Here is a 17,547-nt window from a genome sequence, read left to right as displayed (position 1 = left end):
TGTTTATACTTCATTGTAGAGTGCCTCCTGAGCTGGGATTTGTTCTTTGGTCGGAACGTTCCCCAGTATACAGAAGGTGCTTTTTTCATTCAAACCTCGAATTCATTCATTACAGGAATGGCTCCTTTTATATCATCGTTAAAACCTTACGTGGCCTACCAGTTGCCAGCGTTTTGGCCGCCGTCGACATAAAGAATCTCTCCTGTCACGAAGTGTGCAGACTCCAGGTACACAATGGCGTCAACAATATCTTGAACCTCGCCGATTCGGCCTACGGGGTGCAATTTAGACAGAAAGCCATGTGTATCAGCCGCGTGCATAGGTGTGTTGGTTACCCCAGGCGCGATGGCGTTCACACGAATACCCTTATCCGCATACTCAATCGCTAGCGATTTTGTTGCAGAGTTCAACCCTCCTTTGGTCAGTGCTGCAAGTACAGATGGAAAAGATTTGTGTGGATGTACGACAATCCCACTTCCTGTGATGTTTACGATATGGCCGGAACCCACTTTCATCATTTCAGTCACCGCACGCTGCGTAACATGGAAAAATCCCGCCAAATTGATGGACAACATCGATGTGAAATCCTCTTTCGTGAAGTCCGTGAATGGTTTCGCAATAAAAATGCCAGCATTGTTCACCAGTGTGTCGATCCGGCCAAAGCGAGAAAGCCCTTCTCCGATTAAGCGGTCTGCGATTTGAGGGTCTGAAATGTCGCCGGCAACATACGCGACGTGTGCACCTGTCGGATCAATTTCTCTTGCAGCCTCTATCAGCATTTGTTCGCGGCGGCCATTAAGAATTACATTTGCTCCTCGGTTCACCAGTTCAATTGCCACTGCTTTTCCTATACCGCTGCTTCCGCCTGTAATCACGACGACTTTTCCTTGAAATTCCATCTCCCAATCTCCTTTGATCCAGTATTCGTATCAAGTGATTGTTTGATTATAAGTCGAAATTAAATCGGTGTTCTGTAAAGTTGATTACAGTTTTCCATCCTATTTTTTGAAGGTGGTCTAATTGACGGGGCAGTTCGCGGAGAAATCTGCTCTTTTTCATTAAAGTAATGGGCAGCATTCCTATCTTGAAGAACTTCGAGGTTTGATAAACTGGGTCAACCAATGATGCAACGGGAGCCGTCTTGATTATCATCGTGCTGGATATCGTATTTCCGCCGGTGGGGATGGGAATTTTGAAGAACAAGCAGGTCAACCGCCTTCATTCGTTGATTTCCGTCAGTATATACCCTATACTCGCGAATGAAAATGTTAACGAAGAATGAAATGGGTGAGGATATGAAGGTGCTTAAGAATCATTGGCTTCAAATGGGTCTCAGGCAAAAGCTGATTGTGGCATTTGCCTGTTTCATCATTATCCCGTACATCATCATTGGCGGCACCTTATCGTGGCTGTTCGTTCAATCCAATAAGCGGATGATCCTCGACGCGACCTTGGCTAATAACAGGCAAATTGCGCAAAATATCGATACATCATTATCCCCGCTATTGCGATTGACCATGATTCCTGTACAAAACAAGGCGCTGTTCCAGTTGATGCGGAAGGATTACGAGGCCGCTGCGTTTCCATTGCTGGAAAGGTCGCAAGCGTTTGACGAGGTCGGGGATGTGCTCCGGAACAGCATCATGCTGTATACGGATCTGATCAATTCAGCCGTTATTTACCAGAGCAAAAATAACATGATTCTCGGAAGAAGCAATAATGACTATATGAATCATGCTTATTTAGAGCACGAGTTCTATCAAGAACCGTTTGTTCAAACGATTCTAAGCCAGCATGGAAAGTATGTTTCCGTAGGCATCCATGAGGAAAGGCTGCTTTCCATAAAATCTACGCCCGTCGTTTCCATCGGACGAGCGGTGGTCGATCCGTTCTCGAAAGAGAAGCTCGGGTTCATCCTGTTTAATATCAACGCGGAAAATCTAAAGCTGCTGTGGAGCGATATTCAATTTACAAAGCATGCGCGTTATTACCTGTTGGATCAGAACGCGAATATTATATACAGCAAGGACGGCGGCGACATCGGTAAATCGGCCGAAACCGTGCTGGGCAAGAGTTTCCAAACCATTGCCGGAGGCAAGGAACAATTATATCCAGACAAGCAGTACTTTGCGATTAAAGCAACCTCAAGCCTGTCCGGCTGGAGCGCGGTAACCGTTATACCTAAACATGAGCTGTTCGGCTTTGTGAACACGATCCTGCGAACGATCGCCATTGCGCTATTTGTACTGCTTGGCTTGTCGATCGCCGCGTCGATCTATATTGCGACCGGCGTCACGAAACCGCTGCTTCGATTAGAACGGCAAATGAAGCTCGTTTCGCAAGGCAAACTCGATATCTTCATTGACATTCAGCATGGCGAAGTCGGCAAAATCGGCGTCACGATCAATCGGATGCTTGAGGATATCAGAAGGATGATCCGTACCATCTATACGGAAGAGCAAGAGAAACGAAGGCTGGAAACCCTTGCTTTGCAATCGCAGATAAGGCCTCATTTCATGTACAATACCTTGAACTCGATCAAGTGGATGGCCAACATGCAGGGAGCGTCCGGCATCGAAGAGGCGCTGACCGCGTTTTCGTCGGTGATCCAATTTACGGCCAGAACGCAGCATGATTTCGTCAGCGTCAGGGAAGAAATTCAATTCACTTGCGATTATGCGAAAATCTTGGACATCCGATATTTGGGCAAGTTCGAGCTGAAGCTTGATATCGATGACGGTGTTTGGGATTATCAGATCTTGAAGTTTCTGCTTCAACCCTTGGTCGAGAATGCGATCTTTCACGGGTTCGATACCATCCCCTATAAAGGGAAGCTTGAGATCCGCATGCGCGAAGAAGAGGGGAACATCAGGATAACGGTGACGGATAACGGGAGAGGCATGTCTCCTCAGCAGCTGGAGAGCATGAATGCTAGCAGGCATAAGGACGATAATCTGAATGCCATTGGCATCCCCAACATTCGCAAACGAATCGAGCTGCACTTCGGGACAAGCTACGGATTGACGATCACCAGCGTGGAGAACGCCGGCACTACGGCTTCCCTTCTGGTACCCGTAATCAAACAAGCAATCAAGGGAGACTCCCAATGAAAATTCTAATCGCGGACGATGAGCCGCTAGTCCGAATTGGCATTAAGTCGTCGTTTAATTGGGCGGAAGCCGGTATGGAAATCGTCGGAGAGGCAGCGGACGGCGAGGAAGCGCTTCAACTAATCGAAGAGCTGCAGCCGGATATCGTCATCCTGGACATCAAGATGCCAAAGAAAGACGGCATCGAGATATTAACGGTCCTGCGGGACCGCAGGATGAGAACCAAGGTGATCATTCTAAGCAGCTTCGACGATTTCGTCCACGTCAAACAAGCGATGCAGCTTGGCGCTTTGGATTATTTCCATAAACCGAGCATGAACGTTCAGGAGATTATGAGCTTGCTTCAAAGCATCCAGGCGGAAGCGCGAGAGAGCCGGATGATCGGCGCGGAAGCAGCGGAGGCCAAGCCGGCGGGGAAGGCTGCGATTCTCCGGGAGCTGATCGCAGGGAACTCGGAGCGCGCGGAAGAAACCATGCTGAAGGAATGCAATCTATACACGGTTTTGTTCACGGTCAAACGGTTTGGACAGATTTTGAAACGGTACACGCAGGGGAATGCAGTCAATCTGCCCGCCACCATTTTCAATATCGTCAGCGAGCTGTTAGGGAAGGAGCCGGAAACGGAATGCATGCAGCTGGAAGACAATGCGTTCCTCGTTGTCCTATCGCACGGCAATTCCAACAGCGCGCAGGCTTCGTTCACGCATGTCAATGAAATCGTATTTATGATTCACAACACCTTGAAACGTTTTCTCAATATTGAGCCTATTTTCGGCATTAGCAATGCCTTTCATACGTATGCGGAGCTCCCCCAGGCCGTTGATCAGGCTAGAAGGGCACTCGACATGAAGTTTTACCATCCGAACGATCCGGTATTGTATTACCAGAACCGCAAAGGCGACGATGAATCGGTCCAAGAGCAGATTGGCGCGGCGATCATGGCGATGAAGGACTGCTTGAAGGAAGAGAAATACGATTCTTTCGCTGCTGCACTCGCAAACTGGGAACAGCTGCTCCAGAACTATGAAGCGATGAATGAAAGAGACGTCAAAAAGGTGTACGAGGGTCTTCTGTTCATGTTGTCGTTCGGAGAGGACGAGGACCTGCCAGCCGGAGAAGCCGCGCAGCTTGACGATTTTACGGAATGCTCTTCTTACTATCATGCCGTGTTTAACGAGAAGCTGCGGGCCCGCATTATGGGCAAAAACAAGGAATATAGTCCGCTCATCCGGAACGTGGTCCAATTTATCGATACCCGCTATAACGAGAATATCTCGCTTAAATTGCTTGGCGATACGTTTCATTCCAGCCCGAACTATATCAGCAGACTCTTCAAGCAAGAGGTGGGCAGAGGCGTATTCGATTATCTGAACGTCGTGCGAATTCGGAAGGCCAAGGAGCTGTTAAAGGACTATCGGAACAAAATCTATGAAGTTGCGGAAAAAGTCGGTTTTAACAGCCAGGTGCATTTTGCGATCGTGTTTCACAAATATGAAGGGATGTCGCCCTCGGAATACCGCAAGGAGCTTAGTTAGATCATATCGTTAAAGAAAACGCATTTTAATTATAAAAAAGGCGTGCGGGCTGCTGCCTCAAGCGTCTAACAAGTTCATTTTGTTAAATGAAAGCCGATTTAAATGATTCTGATCGTGAGGACCAACCCTTAAGCTTAAAGAGCAAACATTACGACAGACAAAGGGGATGCTTGAATGCGTCAAAAAATGAGGGTTGGAACAGCGATATTGCTGATGATCTGTATGGTCGCCGTGCTGGCTGCCTGCGGAAGCAAAGGCAACAACGCGAGCGATAACGGACAAGCTTCGCCGGATACCGGCAAAATGACGACGGTGACGATGGGCTTCTGGGGAACCGCGGAAGATCTGAAAATTTATCAGGATGCGGCCTCCACGATTTCCAAGCAATACCCGAACATCGATCTCAAGATCAAGCAGTATCCGAGCAGCGATCAGTTCTGGAATACACTGCCGGGTGAAATCGCAGCAGGCGTAGCGCCCGATTTCATTAAAACGACGAACGAAGGCTCTTATGAATACATCACGAAAGGCTTGTTCGCTCCGCTGGACGATCTGATTGGTCCTGCCGGCGTAGACCTCAACCGTTATGATTCTTCCGCGAATGACATTTGGAAAGTGGACGGCAAGCAATACGGGCTGCCAAGCAGCGTAATTCCGGGGATGTTCTTCATCAATGAAGAGATGTGGAAGAAAGCGGGTCTCGGCGCCTACCCCGCCACGTGGGATGAGGTGGAAGCGGCGGCGAAGAAGCTGACGACCAAGGATGTGCACGGCATCGTCATCAACCTTGATCCGTACCATATCACCAACTATGTGAAGAGCTACGGCGGCGGATGGGACAACGGCAAAACGATCAACTCGCAGGAGAACATTAACGGATTGCAAAAGATTTTCGATATGTACAAGGACGGCTCAGCCGTCACGCCGAAAGCGCTCGGCTACGGCTGGGACGGCGAAGTATTCGCGAACGGCAAAGCGGCCATGACGACGGGCGGCTACTGGTATAAAGGCTTCTTGAAGGATGCGGCTCCCAACTTGAAATACGTCGCGCTTCCGATTCCAAAAGGAACGGTAGAGGGCAGCACGATGATCGCTGACGGATACGTCGTACTGAAAGATGCAAAAGATAAGCAAGCGGCTCTTCAAGCGGCTTATTACATGACAAACGATCAAACGCAAACGGCGTTCATGAAGAACGGCAGCAACTCCGCGGTCAAGACGCTTACGCCGCAGTATTTCCAAGAAAATCCGGAATTTAAATCCGTCGAGCCGGCTTTGAAAACGGCAACGGACTTTGCTTATCCGGCTGAAACGAAGAAATTCAAGGACGAGCTTGTGAATCAAATCGAAGCCACGATTCTCGGAGGAGCGAAAAAATCGCCGAAGGAAATCCTGGATGCGATTCAACAACAATTCAAGTAAGAAGCGCATGGCAGACCGTTCCCGTTTCATACGCAGCGGGAACGGTTTTCATTTTTACAGCCTAGAGGCTGGCTGCAAGGAGGGAATTGAATGCGAGCTGGTGGAGATACGACCGCGGAGAGGCGGATAACTGGCGAAGAAAGCCAATCATGGCTGCGTAAAGTCTTGGATTCGGATCTATCAGTAGGGTGGTTGTTCAGCCTGCCGTTTCTGGTGCTGTGGGTATGGTGGTTCTTCTACCCGTTCCTGCAGTCCTTTATTCGAAGCTTTCAGGACGCAAACTTCGCTGCATTGGACCAGGCGAAATTTATCGGATTGCAAAATTACGTGAAGATCCTGCAAGATCATGAATTTTACCGCGCGGTCCTGCATTCTTTGGAAATCGTGGTCATCGCCGTACCGCTGCAAACCATCATCGGCTTGATCATGGCGATTCTCGTGAATCAAAAGATCAAAGGGAAGGGCCTGTTCAGGACGCTGTTTTTCATTCCGTACATCACTTCCCAAATCGCGATTACGACGGTGTTTATGACGCTGTTCAAACAAGGCACCTTCGTGACCGACTTTATCGGATGGTTTGGCTTTGGCAATGTGACCTGGTTTGCGGATACGCATTATGCACTGGTATTCATTGCGATCCTATTTATTTTCCAGCAATGCGGCTTCAGCATGATCGTGTATTTGTCCGGCCTGCAGGAAGTGCCCAAGGATTTATACGAGGCAGGCCAGATCGACGGCGCATCCAGGTGGGCGCAATTCCGCTATATTACGGTGCCCTATTTGAAGCCCATTACCTTTTTCATCGTTTCGGTGGCGACGATTCTCGGTTTTCAAATTTTCGACCAAATTGCCGCCATCTCTAGATACGGTGCCCTTGGATCTCCGGCCGGCGCCACGAATACCGTCGTCACCTATTTCTATCAGAATGGCATTCGCTATCTGAATATCGGCTACGGCAGCGCAGCGGTGGTGCTGTTCTTCTTCATCATTCTGATCATTACGTTCCTACAGAAAAAACTGCTGGATGAAAAGGGGTGAGCACATGACTAGCAGAAAGAGCTTCGCTCTGATCGGCAATTATGCGCTCCTGATCGTGCTCGGCTTACTCTTTGCCCTTCCGTTTCTCTATACGCTGTACACCTCGGTGCTCCATCTGGAGGACGTTAATAAATGGGCAAGAATATCGAAATGGACGTTTGCCAATTATCAATTGTTCTTTACCAACGATGCCTATAATGTGCCGAAATGGCTTGTCAATACGATCGTGATCACGGCGCTCGTCATCCTCGGGAACTTCATCATTAATCCCATGGTCGGATTTGCCCTTGCGAAGCTGGACTTCCCTGGCAAGAACTTGATCTACTGGATCGTGGTGGCCTCCATGATGGTGCCGTACCATATGATTCTGATTCCGGTCTACGTGAACGTGGCCCATCTCGGCTGGCTGAATTCCGTTCTGGGATTAACGGTGCCGTTCCTATACCAATGCTTGTATATTTTCATGCTGCGACAGTTTTTCACGAGCATTCCGAATGAATTTATCGAAGCGGCTCGAATAGACGGGCTTACGAAAATGGGTGCTTTCTGGCGAATCGTATTTCCGCTTGCCAAGTCGTCGCTCATTACCATGTCGATCCTGGCCTTCTCCGGAACCTGGAACAGTTACCTTATTCCGAGCACCTTTACGAGTGACCCGGCGAAATATGTCCTTGTGGTCGGATTGAACAGCGTGAAGGATCAGTTCTTTGAGAATACGCCGCTTATTATGTCTGGGGTCGTGCTGACGACATTGCCGATCTTGATGTTCTTCTTTATTTTTCAGAAGCAATATATCGAAGGCATATCGAGCTCCGGCGTGAAAGGCTGACAAGCCTTTTCCCGCCGGTTGCTTTTTGTATGACACTTGAACAGGAATAAGGAGGAAGCCGCATCCATGGACTATCGAGTCATTAAAGAAGGAAACGTATTTTTGCTTACCGATCTCCACGGCGACGTGACGGGCAACGACGAAGCCGGGCATGGATTATATACGCAGGATACGCGCTTTCTTAGCCGAATGGAGCTCTATATAGACGGGGAGAAGCCCGTGCTTCTTCATTCCGATGCCGACAAAAGCTATTACGCGTCCTTTCGATCGATGAAGGTCAGCAAAGATGATGGCGCAATCGAGCTGCTTCGGGAGCGCTACATTTATGAGGGGATTCTCTATGAACGGGTTTCGCTGACCAATTTCTTTCCCCGGGCGGTAAGCTTCGATTTCGCGGCGGCTTTCGATGCGGATTTCCAGGATATGTTTATCGTCCGCAAATACCGTACCGGCGACGTTGGCGAAATCGTCGGGCGGGAGATCGGCGATCACACGGCGAGCATCCGTTATCATGGCAAGGATGACATCCTGCGGGAGACGCTGATTGCATGGGACTGGCCTGAGGCTGCGAAGACGGCTCCAGACGGCGGCATTCATTTTACCGTTTCGTTGGCGCCCGCGGAATCCAAGCAGATCTGCTTTACGATTGCACCGGTGCTTAACGGGCAAAGCGCCCAAGTCCGCACCTTTGATCAAGGTTTGCGGCTGCTGGATGAAGCATACGAAACGTGGTATGCGGATACGACGGCTGTCGCATCGAATGTTCCGCTGTTCGACGAGCTGTACAACCGCGGCGTCCAGGATATGCGCATGCTGTTGACAGACGTGGGATATGGGCAAACGCCGGTGGCGGGCCTGCCATGGTTTGCGGTGCCCTTTGGCCGCGACAGCCTCATCACTTCCTTGTTCATGCTTCCGCTGAACGCCCATCAGGCGAAAGGAACGCTGAGAACGCTGGCCGCCTATCAGGGGACGAAGACCGATCCGACCCGGGATGAACAGCCGGGGAAAATCATGCATGAGATCCGCTTCGGAGAACTGGCGAATACGAAGCAGTCTCCGTTTTCGCCGTATTACGGCTCTGTAGACGCAACGCCGTTATTCTTGGTGGTCCTCGGCGAATACGTCCGCTGGACTGGAGATACGGTGCTCGTCGAAGAATTGAAGCCGAATGTGATCAGGGCGCTCTCCTGGATCGACAGTCATATCGGCAGCGCAGAAGAGGGCTTCCTCACGTATCATCAAGAAGCCGAGAGAGGATTCCCGAACCAGGGCTGGAAGGACTCCAGTAATTCCATCATGCACGATAATGGCGACTATGCTTCGTCTCCCATTGCGCTATCCGAGGTTCAAGGTTATGTCTATCAGGCGAAGAAGGCACTTGCCCCCATTCTCAGGCAGCTGGGTGACATCGAGCTGGCGAAGAGGCTGGATGATGAGGCGGAGTCGCTTCGGTCAAGGTTCGAACAAGCCTATTGGATGGAAGACGAGCAGTTCTACGCGATCGCCTTGGATCAGGAGCAGAGACAAGTGCGCTCCGTCACGTCCAATCCCGGGCATCTGCTGCTGTCGGGCCTGCCGAATCCGGCTCGCGCAGCGCTTGTGGCCAGCAGACTTATCGCCGAGGATATGTTCAACGGCTACGGTGTCCGTACCATGAGCTCGAAAGCAGCCGGTTATTACCCGATGAGCTATCACAATGGCAGCGTATGGCCCCATGACAACGGCATGATTCTGCTTGGCTTAAGCCGGCTCGGGATGAAGCGGGAAGCCGAACAGCTCCTGTCCGGGTTACTCCAAGCGTCCAAGTCCTTCGAATACCAGCGGTTGCCTGAGCTATTCTGCGGTTACGACAAGGCCGTATCCGGCAAGCCCATCCCTTATCCGACGACATGCTCTCCCCAAGCATGGTCCGGCGCGACCACGTTCGTGTTCCTGCAGGTCATGCTGGGCATAACACCGGATGCGCTGGCGAGACAAATTCGTATGAATCCGTTCCTGCCGGACGGATTCGACGAGCTGACGGTGCGGCGCATCGCAATCGGCGAGGGACATTTATCCGTGAAGCTTACCCGGGCTCGCGAGTCGGCAGAGGATCATGTCCAATGCGAGATCATCGGGAATACGACCGGCTATGCGCTGATTTTGGAATAAAGGAGCACCAAGATGGACAAAAGATGGTGGAAAGAAGCGGTCGTCTACCAAATTTATTGGCGCAGCTTCTTCGATACGAACGGAGACGGCTTCGGCGATCTGCAGGGCGTCATCGAGAAGCTGGACTATGTCCGCAGCCTGGGGATTGACGTGATCTGGCTGAATCCGTGTTACGAATCCCCGGATGTGGACAACGGCTACGACATTTCCGATTACCGATCCGTGATGGCCAAAGCAGGAACGATGCAAGACTTCGACCGGCTGCTCGCGGAGGTCCATGCCCGAGGCATGAAGCTGATTATGGATTTGGTCGTAAACCATACCTCTGATCAGCATCCGTGGTTTCAGGAATCCCGTTCCTCGAAGGACAATCCGAAGCGGGATTACTACATCTGGCGAAGCGAAAAGAACAATTGGCGCTCCTACTTCACACCTTCGGCGTGGGAGCTCGACGACCGGACAGACGAGTATTACTTTCATTCCTTTGCCACGGACCAGCCGGATCTGAACTGGAGCAATCCTGAGGTTCGGGAAGAGATCTATGACATGATGCGCTTCTGGCTCGATAAGGGCATCGACGGCTTCCGCATGGATGTCATCAACCTGCTCGCCAAGCAGGAAGGGTTCCCGGACGCGGACAACCCGGGCGTGATTTCCTATTTGGGCAATAATCCCGGCATTCACGAATACCTGCAAGAGATGCATGAGCGGGTGTTGGAGCATTACGATGTGTTTACCGTCGGCGAGATTCCGTTCGTATCGCCGGAAGACGGCGTACTCTACGTCGGGGAAGAGCGGCGCGAGCTCAATACGCTATTCCACTTTGAAGTATGCGATTATATGGCGCACTGGGACATCCATCGCTTTAAGGAAATCCAACAGCGCTGGTACGATGGCATGTGGGGCAAAGGGTGGAATTCGCAGTTTCTGAACAATCACGACCACACCCGGCTCGTGACTCGCTTCGGCAATGATGCCGCCTACCGGGTGGAGTCCGCCAAATGCTTCGCGACGCTGCTTCACACGCTTCCGGGGATGCCGTATGTGTATCAAGGAGAAGAGATCGGAATGACGGGGGTTCGCTTTCCTTCGATCGATGATTATAACGACATTGCCATGAAGAATAAGTATCGGGAAGAAGTGGCCAAGGGAAGAGAGCCGCAGGAGGTGTTCGAAAGCCTGCTTCATCTCGCCAGAGACAATTCCCGAACGCCGATGCAATGGGACGATACGGCAAACGCAGGGTTCAGCAAGAGTAAGCCTTGGCTGAAGCTGAATCCGAATTATCGGGACATCAACGTAAAACAAGCGCTCGCGGATCCGGATTCGGTGTTCTATTACTACCAGAAGCTTATCCGATTGCGAAAAGAAAACGACGTGATGGTATACGGCACCTACGAACCGATTCTGGACGATGATGCGCGCATCTACGCCTACTACCGCACGCTCGGCGATGTGAAATGGCTGGTGCTGCTTAACATCTCGGAAGAAGAGACGCTGTGCCGTCTCCCGGATGCGGCGGCTGCCAGGATCGGGAAGACGATCATTCGGAATTATCCGGAATGGGCAGCGGAAACGGAAGATGGCGTTCTTCTTCGGCCTTATGAAGCACGGATCTATCAGATCCATTAAAGCGAAAACCAGACAGCCCGCGGGTTGTCTGGTTTTTTGTCGCGGCTTTTCGGGAGGCGGAGGAACTATATTGCTCTCAGTCTACGTTGTGCTTAAAGCGATGCAGGAATCTCGATGATGACGCGTGTTCCTGCGGACGGCTGGCTTCTAATGGTGACGTCGTATCGATCGCCGTAAGCAAGCTTAATCCGTTTCCGGGAATTTTCGATACCGAAGCCCTTATACAACTGTTTCAACTCGGAGGAGGCACCGGAATTCTGCGTGCTTGCGTCGAAGCCTAAGCCGTTATCGTCAATGATGAAGAAAATGCTGCTTCCTTCGAGATTGGCTGCAATCCGCAGAAGACCGCCAGTCTTCTTCGGGTTCAATCCGTGCAGGATGGCGTTCTCCACGAAAGGCTGCAACATAAGCTTCATGCACGTACAGTCGGCTGCTTGTTCATCGATATCCCATTCCACCTTATAATTGGCGTCATAGGTGAACTTCTGCACATGGACGTACTCCCTGATGAGCTGTAGTTCATCCCGGACCCGGATCGTTTCTTTTCCCTTATTCAAACTAAGCCGGTAGAAGCGGACAAGCGAATCGATGACTCCGTCGAGATCTTTGTATTTCGGCGTGTTTACCGCCCATTTTATGGAGGACAGGGAGTTGTACAGAAAGTGGGGGTTAATCTGTGCCTGGAGAATTTCCATCTCCATCGCTTTCTTCGCTACTTCTGCTTCCAACTGTTTCTCGGTCAGCTTATTGATCCGAGAGATCATCGTGTTCAGCAGCTTTCCGATATCCGCTACTTCATCATGACCCGGCGTATTGAACGTAATATCCGTCTTACCGGTATCGCGGATATGCTTTATCTTATCCATCAGTTTGTCGAGCCGCTTCGTAATGAGATTCGCCAAGAGAAACGAAATAATGGCGACCAGCACAATCGACAACACAATCGTCAGCCGAGTGATATTGCGAATGGAAGCAATTTGATCCGTAATATAGCTCTTCGGATACGAGATTAGAATCGTGCCATGATTAAGCGGTGTCTTCCCGTATACGAGAATATGATCCTTGTCCTTGATCGTGCCGAACCTGCTGCCGGTAGACAGAACGGTGTTGATGGAGCTGTCCGCAATGGATCCGTGTCCAAAGCTCGTTAGCACTTGCCGGCGCTCGTCGAGGTAGATCCCCGCGCTTTCCTCGGACAGCTTCAAATTTTTGAATACATCGTCCAGCATTTTGACGGGGATATACATATCGGCAATGCCCAGCATTGAACCGTTATAGCTATTAATGCTTCTTGAGAATGTAATGATCTTTTCATATTGCTTATCCGTGCTCCCGGCTTTATCTCTTAGCGTGTAATAACCGAGCTCGCTGTTTTGATTGACTTTTATCATGGAAGTGGCAGGGAGCCAGGAGAACTGGATCTCGTTATTCAGCAGCTTCTTGTAATTCGGGTTATCTGCAATTTCATCAATGCTGGCGATGTTTCGGTTGCCGCTTAGCAGCGACTGATTAGTCGTATAGATCATGATGTCGGCTAACGGCTGAATGAGCCGAAGATCATAGAAGGTTGGATCGATCACATCGATGTAGGCCTCGTTGAGCCCTTGAATATCCTGACTGAAATCGGTCATCAGCACGGTTCGCAGCTGCTTGTTATTAAAGAGGGCATCACTCTCTTTGCGGCTTAGATCCAGCTTATAATTAATATCCTCCGTTACCTGGTTCAGTTCCTTCTCTAGCGAGGATTCGGCCTCCTTGATCATAAAGCTTTCCGACTTTTGATAGGAATATTCGCCGACAACGACGATCGGTACGATGATAACCGCCATATATACGAGGGATAATTTATAGCGGAGCTTGAGGTTAAACGTAAAATTGCGATGAACGTTCCGAAAGTTAATCATTTAGGCGCCTCGGTCGCGGTATTCGAGCGGTGTCATGCCGCATCTTTCTTTGAATACCGCGCTGAAATAGGAATTGTTTTTGTAACCGACCTTCTCGGAAATCTCGTATACCTTCAGCAGGGAGCCTCTTAGCAGCTTCTTGGCTTCCTCGAATCGGATGCCGGCCAGATGCTCCATGAGCGTTTCGCCGGTTTCCTTCCTGAAGATATAGTTCGTATAGCAAGGACTTAAGTAAACCTTCGAGGCAATGCTCGATACGGATAACTCTTCGAAATAATGCTCTTCCATAAAGGCTAGAATCGTATCGATCACCTTTTTGTTTTTCTTGCGGTGTTTGGAGTTGAGATGAACGCTGACGGATTCGATCAGGGATATCAGCCACTGCTGCAGCTCCGGGATCGTATTCATCTGCGAGATCCTCTCGAAGACGACGAATTCATGGTCAAAAATGCTGCTTAAGCTTTCATTCAGTTCGATAAGATGGATCTGAATAGAAGAAATGACGCTGATACAAACGAACTGAATGTACTGGCGATTCATGTCGACCTGGTCATGGCGAAACAGCTCGTCGACGAACTTGTTGATATCGGAGCGCTCGCCGGTTTTGAGCAGATATTTCAATTCGTTCTGTACGGCGACGGCGTTAAACGTATTGAGTTCGTTCGGCCTGCTGTCGTCGTAGATGTCGGTATAATTGAGCGTTTCATTGGCACCGAGATAGGACTTGAATTTGAGCGCATCGCAAGCCTCCTGATAGCAGCGTCCGATTTGTAGAACGTCCATAGTCGAGCTGCTTACGCCGATCGTAAGCTCTAGTCCGAACCGGTGATCAATGCCGCTTTTCAGCTTGTCTGCAAGCGCCTCGGTCGTGAAGTCCTTCGCACCGTCCTCCGAATGATTCAGAATAAGCGCAAATCTCGCTTTCTCCATCGCGGTGATGCAGAAGCTGCTACCGTGACTCGATTCCGTGCATATTTCCCCGATACACTCGGCGACCTTCATGTAAAGCAGCTGCTTGGAAGTTTCGGACGATTCGCCAAGATTTCCGCCGGCACCGCCGAGCTCTGTTATCATGACAATGAACTGACCCGGCATCAGCCGTGCGTCTAGGAACTGGTTCTTGTCCCAGACCTCGTGGCTCGATTCGAATTTGCCGATCAGAATATCCTTAAAGAACTGCTCTCGCAAAATAGGGAGGCTCTCCCTCAGACGCCTTAGCAGATCCTCTTCTTCCTTGCGCCGCTCTAACTCGCGGATATGGATGCCGGTTACTTTGCTTACCGTAGCCAGCAGCTCTCCGGAGATAACCGGCTTGAGCACATATCCCATCGCATCAAGGTCGATTGCGGATTTCACAAAATTAAAGTTATCGAAACAGCTGATAAAGATAACTTTGATGTCGGGGAGGAAGGAGCGGATCTCCTCGATCATTTTGAAGCCATCGAATTGGGGCATCACGATATCCGTGATGATCATATCCGGAAGCAGCTGCCTTGCTTTCTCGATCCCTTCCCTGCCGTTCTCCGCCTCGCCGACAATGCGGATTCCGATGCTGCCCCAGTTGAAAATGTCCCGTATGCCTTCACGTTCTGCTGGCTTGTCGTCAACAATCAATAGTTTGAGCGCATTATGATCCATGACGGACTCCTTTATCACTTAATTGAGATCAGAATGTCGTTACAACGATGAAGCGCTCTCACACCGAGAAAGCGCTTTCCTTTTGTTGCGAGTTTTCTCACCGCCATGCGTACGATCAAACCTTTAATGTATTTTGACATAGGCATACAGCGGTTATCAAGTGTTTCTCCGGGTTTCGAAACTAACAGAATATGGAGGGATCGGGTCAATATTAGAATTCATCGATTTGTTATAGTATAAATTTGTAGGCTTACAAATCGTACACTTTAGGCTACAGTGATTCAGATGCAAACCAACATAATTCAATTTATGGTTTATTGAACCGTAATCGTCTGCCCGCCATAATTAGACTCATCTCACAACAATCAACCCGCAAATTCGTATTGGATGGTGAAGGGAATGGAACTGGCAGCCAAGCCGGAAGCGAATGTCAAGCAGGTGCCGGGTTTGAAGCGAAGACAGCTTCTGCGCACGATAAGGAGCCAGAAGTGGCTATTATTGTTTGTAACGCCCGCGGTCGCGCTGACCTTCGTTTTTTCGTATTTGCCTATGTTTGGAAATATCATTGCGTTTCAGGATTATGACATTGTGAAAGGATTTTTTGGAAGCCCTTTCGTAGGCTTCAAACACTTTAAAGAGCTCTTCCAGGACCCGCATTCGCTCCTCGTGATCAAGAATACGGTCATCTTGAGTTCCTGCAACCTTATCTTTACCTTTCCGGCGCCCATCCTGCTTGCCTTGCTCCTCAACGAGCTGCGCAGCATGGTATTTAAACGAACGGTGCAAACCATTTCGTATTTGCCCCATTTTATTTCGTGGGTCATCATATTGGGCTTTTATAAGGAAATGACCTCGATTGACGGGGGCTTGTTCAATGAAATCAAGATGTATCTTTATGGGGGAGAGCCTGTCATGTTTCAGGCGAAGGCCGGATGGTTTCTTCCCGTAGTCGTCATCTCGAACATATGGAAAGAGATCGGCTGGAATACGATTATCTTCCTGGCTGCCCTTAGCGGCATCGACGAACAACTCTATGAAGCGGCGGCGATTGACGGGGCAGGCAAGCTGAAGCGGGTACTGCATATTACATTGCCGAGCATTCTGCCGACCATTATGATTTTACTCATTCTAAGTTTGAGCCATATTTTCGGAACGAACTTCGATCAAGTGTACAACCTCATTAACGTCCATATCCAGGATAAAGTGGACGTGCTCGAAACGTACGTATTTACGGAAGGTATTGAGAAGGCCAGATTCCCCTTTGCGACGGCGGTCGGTCTGTTCCAGGGCGTTATTTCCTTCATTCTCGTCGTCGTAGCCAATAAGCTATCCAAGAAATTCACAGAGATTTCGATCTGGTAGGGAGAAGGGGTGGACAACCTGTGAATCATGCGATAAGCAGACCCATGTCTGAGAAAGTGTTTGATGCCTTCAATGTCTGCGCCATGCTGCTGCTCTGCGCAATCACGCTTTATCCATTTCTGAACGTGCTGGCCATTGCGCTCAATGAGGGGAGCGATTCCGCTCTGGGCGGCATCACAATCTTTCCCCGCGATGTAACCATCGAGAACTTCAAGACCGTATTCCAAAACAAAGATTTGCTTCAGGCCGGGGTCATCACGATTAGCAGGACGCTGCTCGGTACGCTCTTGAGCCTGTTAATCACTTCGCTCGCAGCATACGCACTGTCGAAGAAGAAGCTGCTCGGTAGAAGTGCTATACTCGTCTTCATGACGATACCGATGTTTATCGGCGGTACGCTCGTATCCAATTTTATCATCATGCACGACCTTCATCTGCTCAATAGTTTCTTTGTCTATATCATCCCAGGGGCTTTCAGTTTCTTCAATATGATCATCATGCGAACGTACTTCTACACGATCCCGGAGAGTTTGGAAGAATCCGCGAGGATCGACGGAGCCTCCGATGTGACGATCTTCTTCCGTATCATGCTCCCGCTGGCGATGCCAATGATAGCCGCGCTCGGCTTGTTTATCGGCGTCGGCCATTGGAATGATTTCTTCACCAACCTGCTGTACATCACGAATGCGAAATTGAATACGCTTCAATTCATTCTCATGCGGATCGTCAAGTCGCAGGACATGTCGAACTTCCTGGACGAATTGAAGAACTATAAGCCGGGCATGACGAACTTAAGGCAGGTTACGCCACAGTCGATTCGCAATGCGACGACGGTCGTCACGGTGTTCCCGATTATCGTGATCTATCCCTTTCTTCAAAAGTATTTTATTAAGGGCATGATGATCGGCGCGGTGAAAGAGTAG

The 17,547-nt window shown here is 49.9% G+C and carries 12 protein-coding genes; 9 read left to right on the top strand and 3 right to left on the bottom strand.

Annotation, left to right across the window (positions count from 1 at the left end):
* Nucleotides 1-155 precede the first annotated feature (155 nt).
* Entirely contained in the window at nucleotides 156-899 is a 744-nt protein-coding gene (locus ACFPB1_RS14775; RefSeq protein WP_379226551.1) for an SDR family NAD(P)-dependent oxidoreductase, read from the bottom strand.
* 384 nt (nucleotides 900-1,283) lie between these two features.
* Between ACFPB1_RS14775 and ACFPB1_RS14770 the strand changes: the two genes are divergently transcribed.
* The 7 genes from ACFPB1_RS14770 to ACFPB1_RS14740 all read left to right on the top strand — a co-directional run bounded on the left by ACFPB1_RS14770 (nucleotide 1,284) and on the right by ACFPB1_RS14740 (nucleotide 11,720).
* Nucleotides 1,284-3,110: a sensor histidine kinase gene (locus tag ACFPB1_RS14770; RefSeq protein ID WP_379226549.1), complete on the top strand. Its 1,827-nt coding sequence runs from the start codon at nucleotides 1,284-1,286 to the stop codon at nucleotides 3,108-3,110.
* Nucleotides 3,107-4,645 (top strand): response regulator transcription factor, encoded by a 1,539-nt coding sequence (locus tag ACFPB1_RS14765; protein ID WP_379226547.1) that lies wholly within the window; start codon nucleotides 3,107-3,109, stop codon nucleotides 4,643-4,645. The genes ACFPB1_RS14770 and ACFPB1_RS14765 overlap by 4 nt, the downstream gene beginning before the upstream one ends.
* Nucleotides 4,646-4,819: 174 nt before the next feature.
* Nucleotides 4,820-6,067 (top strand): ABC transporter substrate-binding protein, encoded by a 1,248-nt coding sequence (locus ACFPB1_RS14760; protein ID WP_379226545.1) that lies wholly within the window; start codon nucleotides 4,820-4,822, stop codon nucleotides 6,065-6,067.
* 90 nt (nucleotides 6,068-6,157) lie between these two features.
* Nucleotides 6,158-7,105 carry a carbohydrate ABC transporter permease gene (locus ACFPB1_RS14755; protein WP_379226542.1) on the top strand — a complete coding sequence of 316 codons (948 nt, stop codon included), beginning with the start codon at nucleotides 6,158-6,160 and terminating at the stop codon, nucleotides 7,103-7,105.
* Between the two features lie 4 nt (nucleotides 7,106-7,109).
* Nucleotides 7,110-7,934: a carbohydrate ABC transporter permease gene (locus ACFPB1_RS14750; RefSeq protein WP_379226540.1), complete on the top strand. Its 825-nt coding sequence runs from the start codon at nucleotides 7,110-7,112 to the stop codon at nucleotides 7,932-7,934.
* 66 nt (nucleotides 7,935-8,000) lie between these two features.
* Nucleotides 8,001-10,088, top strand: a complete 2,088-nt coding sequence (locus ACFPB1_RS14745) for a glycogen debranching N-terminal domain-containing protein (RefSeq protein WP_379226538.1) — start codon at nucleotides 8,001-8,003, stop codon at nucleotides 10,086-10,088.
* Nucleotides 10,089-10,100: 12 nt separating this feature from the next.
* Nucleotides 10,101-11,720, top strand: coding sequence for a glycoside hydrolase family 13 protein (locus ACFPB1_RS14740; protein ID WP_379226536.1), 1,620 nt, complete (start codon nucleotides 10,101-10,103; stop codon nucleotides 11,718-11,720).
* Nucleotides 11,721-11,812: 92 nt separating this feature from the next.
* On the opposite strand, the gene ACFPB1_RS14735 is transcribed toward ACFPB1_RS14740, so the two are convergent.
* Complete coding sequence (locus tag ACFPB1_RS14735) at nucleotides 11,813-13,624, bottom strand: sensor histidine kinase (RefSeq protein ID WP_379226534.1); 1,812 nt, start codon at nucleotides 13,622-13,624, stop codon at nucleotides 11,813-11,815.
* Complete coding sequence (locus ACFPB1_RS14730) at nucleotides 13,625-15,262, bottom strand: response regulator (protein ID WP_379226532.1); 1,638 nt, start codon at nucleotides 15,260-15,262, stop codon at nucleotides 13,625-13,627. It abuts the gene before it with no gap.
* Between the two features lie 399 nt (nucleotides 15,263-15,661).
* On the opposite strand from ACFPB1_RS14730, the gene ACFPB1_RS14725 reads away from it, so the two are divergent.
* A complete protein-coding gene (locus tag ACFPB1_RS14725; protein WP_379226530.1) occupies nucleotides 15,662-16,624 on the top strand; it encodes an ABC transporter permease in 963 nt (320 codons plus the stop codon).
* Nucleotides 16,625-16,668: 44 nt separating this feature from the next.
* Nucleotides 16,669-17,547, top strand: a complete 879-nt coding sequence (locus ACFPB1_RS14720) for a carbohydrate ABC transporter permease (RefSeq protein WP_379226528.1) — start codon at nucleotides 16,669-16,671, stop codon at nucleotides 17,545-17,547.

Origin of the sequence: Paenibacillus sp. GCM10023250 (assembly GCF_042653205.1) — a bacterium.
Lineage (GTDB): Bacteria > Bacillota > Bacilli > Paenibacillales > Paenibacillaceae > Paenibacillus_Z.
The sequence above is the reverse complement of the archived record's forward strand: the minus strand, read 5'-3'. Positions and strand labels throughout refer to the sequence as shown.

Excerpts from the sequence above, each read along its gene's own strand:
- ACFPB1_RS14765 (WP_379226547.1), top strand. The coding sequence starts at position 3,107 with ATGAAAATTCTAATCGCGGACGATGAGCCGCTAGTCCGAATTGGCATT.
- ACFPB1_RS14730 (WP_379226532.1), bottom strand. The coding sequence starts at position 15,262 with ATGGATCATAATGCGCTCAAACTATTGATTGTTGACGACAAGCCAGCA.
- ACFPB1_RS14740 (WP_379226536.1), top strand. The coding sequence starts at position 10,101 with ATGGACAAAAGATGGTGGAAAGAAGCGGTCGTCTACCAAATTTATTGG.
- ACFPB1_RS14745 (WP_379226538.1), top strand. The coding sequence starts at position 8,001 with ATGGACTATCGAGTCATTAAAGAAGGAAACGTATTTTTGCTTACCGAT.
- ACFPB1_RS14755 (WP_379226542.1), top strand. The coding sequence starts at position 6,158 with ATGCGAGCTGGTGGAGATACGACCGCGGAGAGGCGGATAACTGGCGAA.
- ACFPB1_RS14750 (WP_379226540.1), top strand. The coding sequence starts at position 7,110 with ATGACTAGCAGAAAGAGCTTCGCTCTGATCGGCAATTATGCGCTCCTG.
- ACFPB1_RS14760 (WP_379226545.1), top strand. The coding sequence starts at position 4,820 with ATGCGTCAAAAAATGAGGGTTGGAACAGCGATATTGCTGATGATCTGT.
- ACFPB1_RS14725 (WP_379226530.1), top strand. The coding sequence starts at position 15,662 with ATGGAACTGGCAGCCAAGCCGGAAGCGAATGTCAAGCAGGTGCCGGGT.
- ACFPB1_RS14735 (WP_379226534.1), bottom strand. The coding sequence starts at position 13,624 with ATGATTAACTTTCGGAACGTTCATCGCAATTTTACGTTTAACCTCAAG.
- ACFPB1_RS14775 (WP_379226551.1), bottom strand. The coding sequence starts at position 899 with ATGGAATTTCAAGGAAAAGTCGTCGTGATTACAGGCGGAAGCAGCGGT.
- ACFPB1_RS14720 (WP_379226528.1), top strand. The coding sequence starts at position 16,669 with ATGTCTGAGAAAGTGTTTGATGCCTTCAATGTCTGCGCCATGCTGCTG.
- ACFPB1_RS14770 (WP_379226549.1), top strand. The coding sequence starts at position 1,284 with ATGGGTGAGGATATGAAGGTGCTTAAGAATCATTGGCTTCAAATGGGT.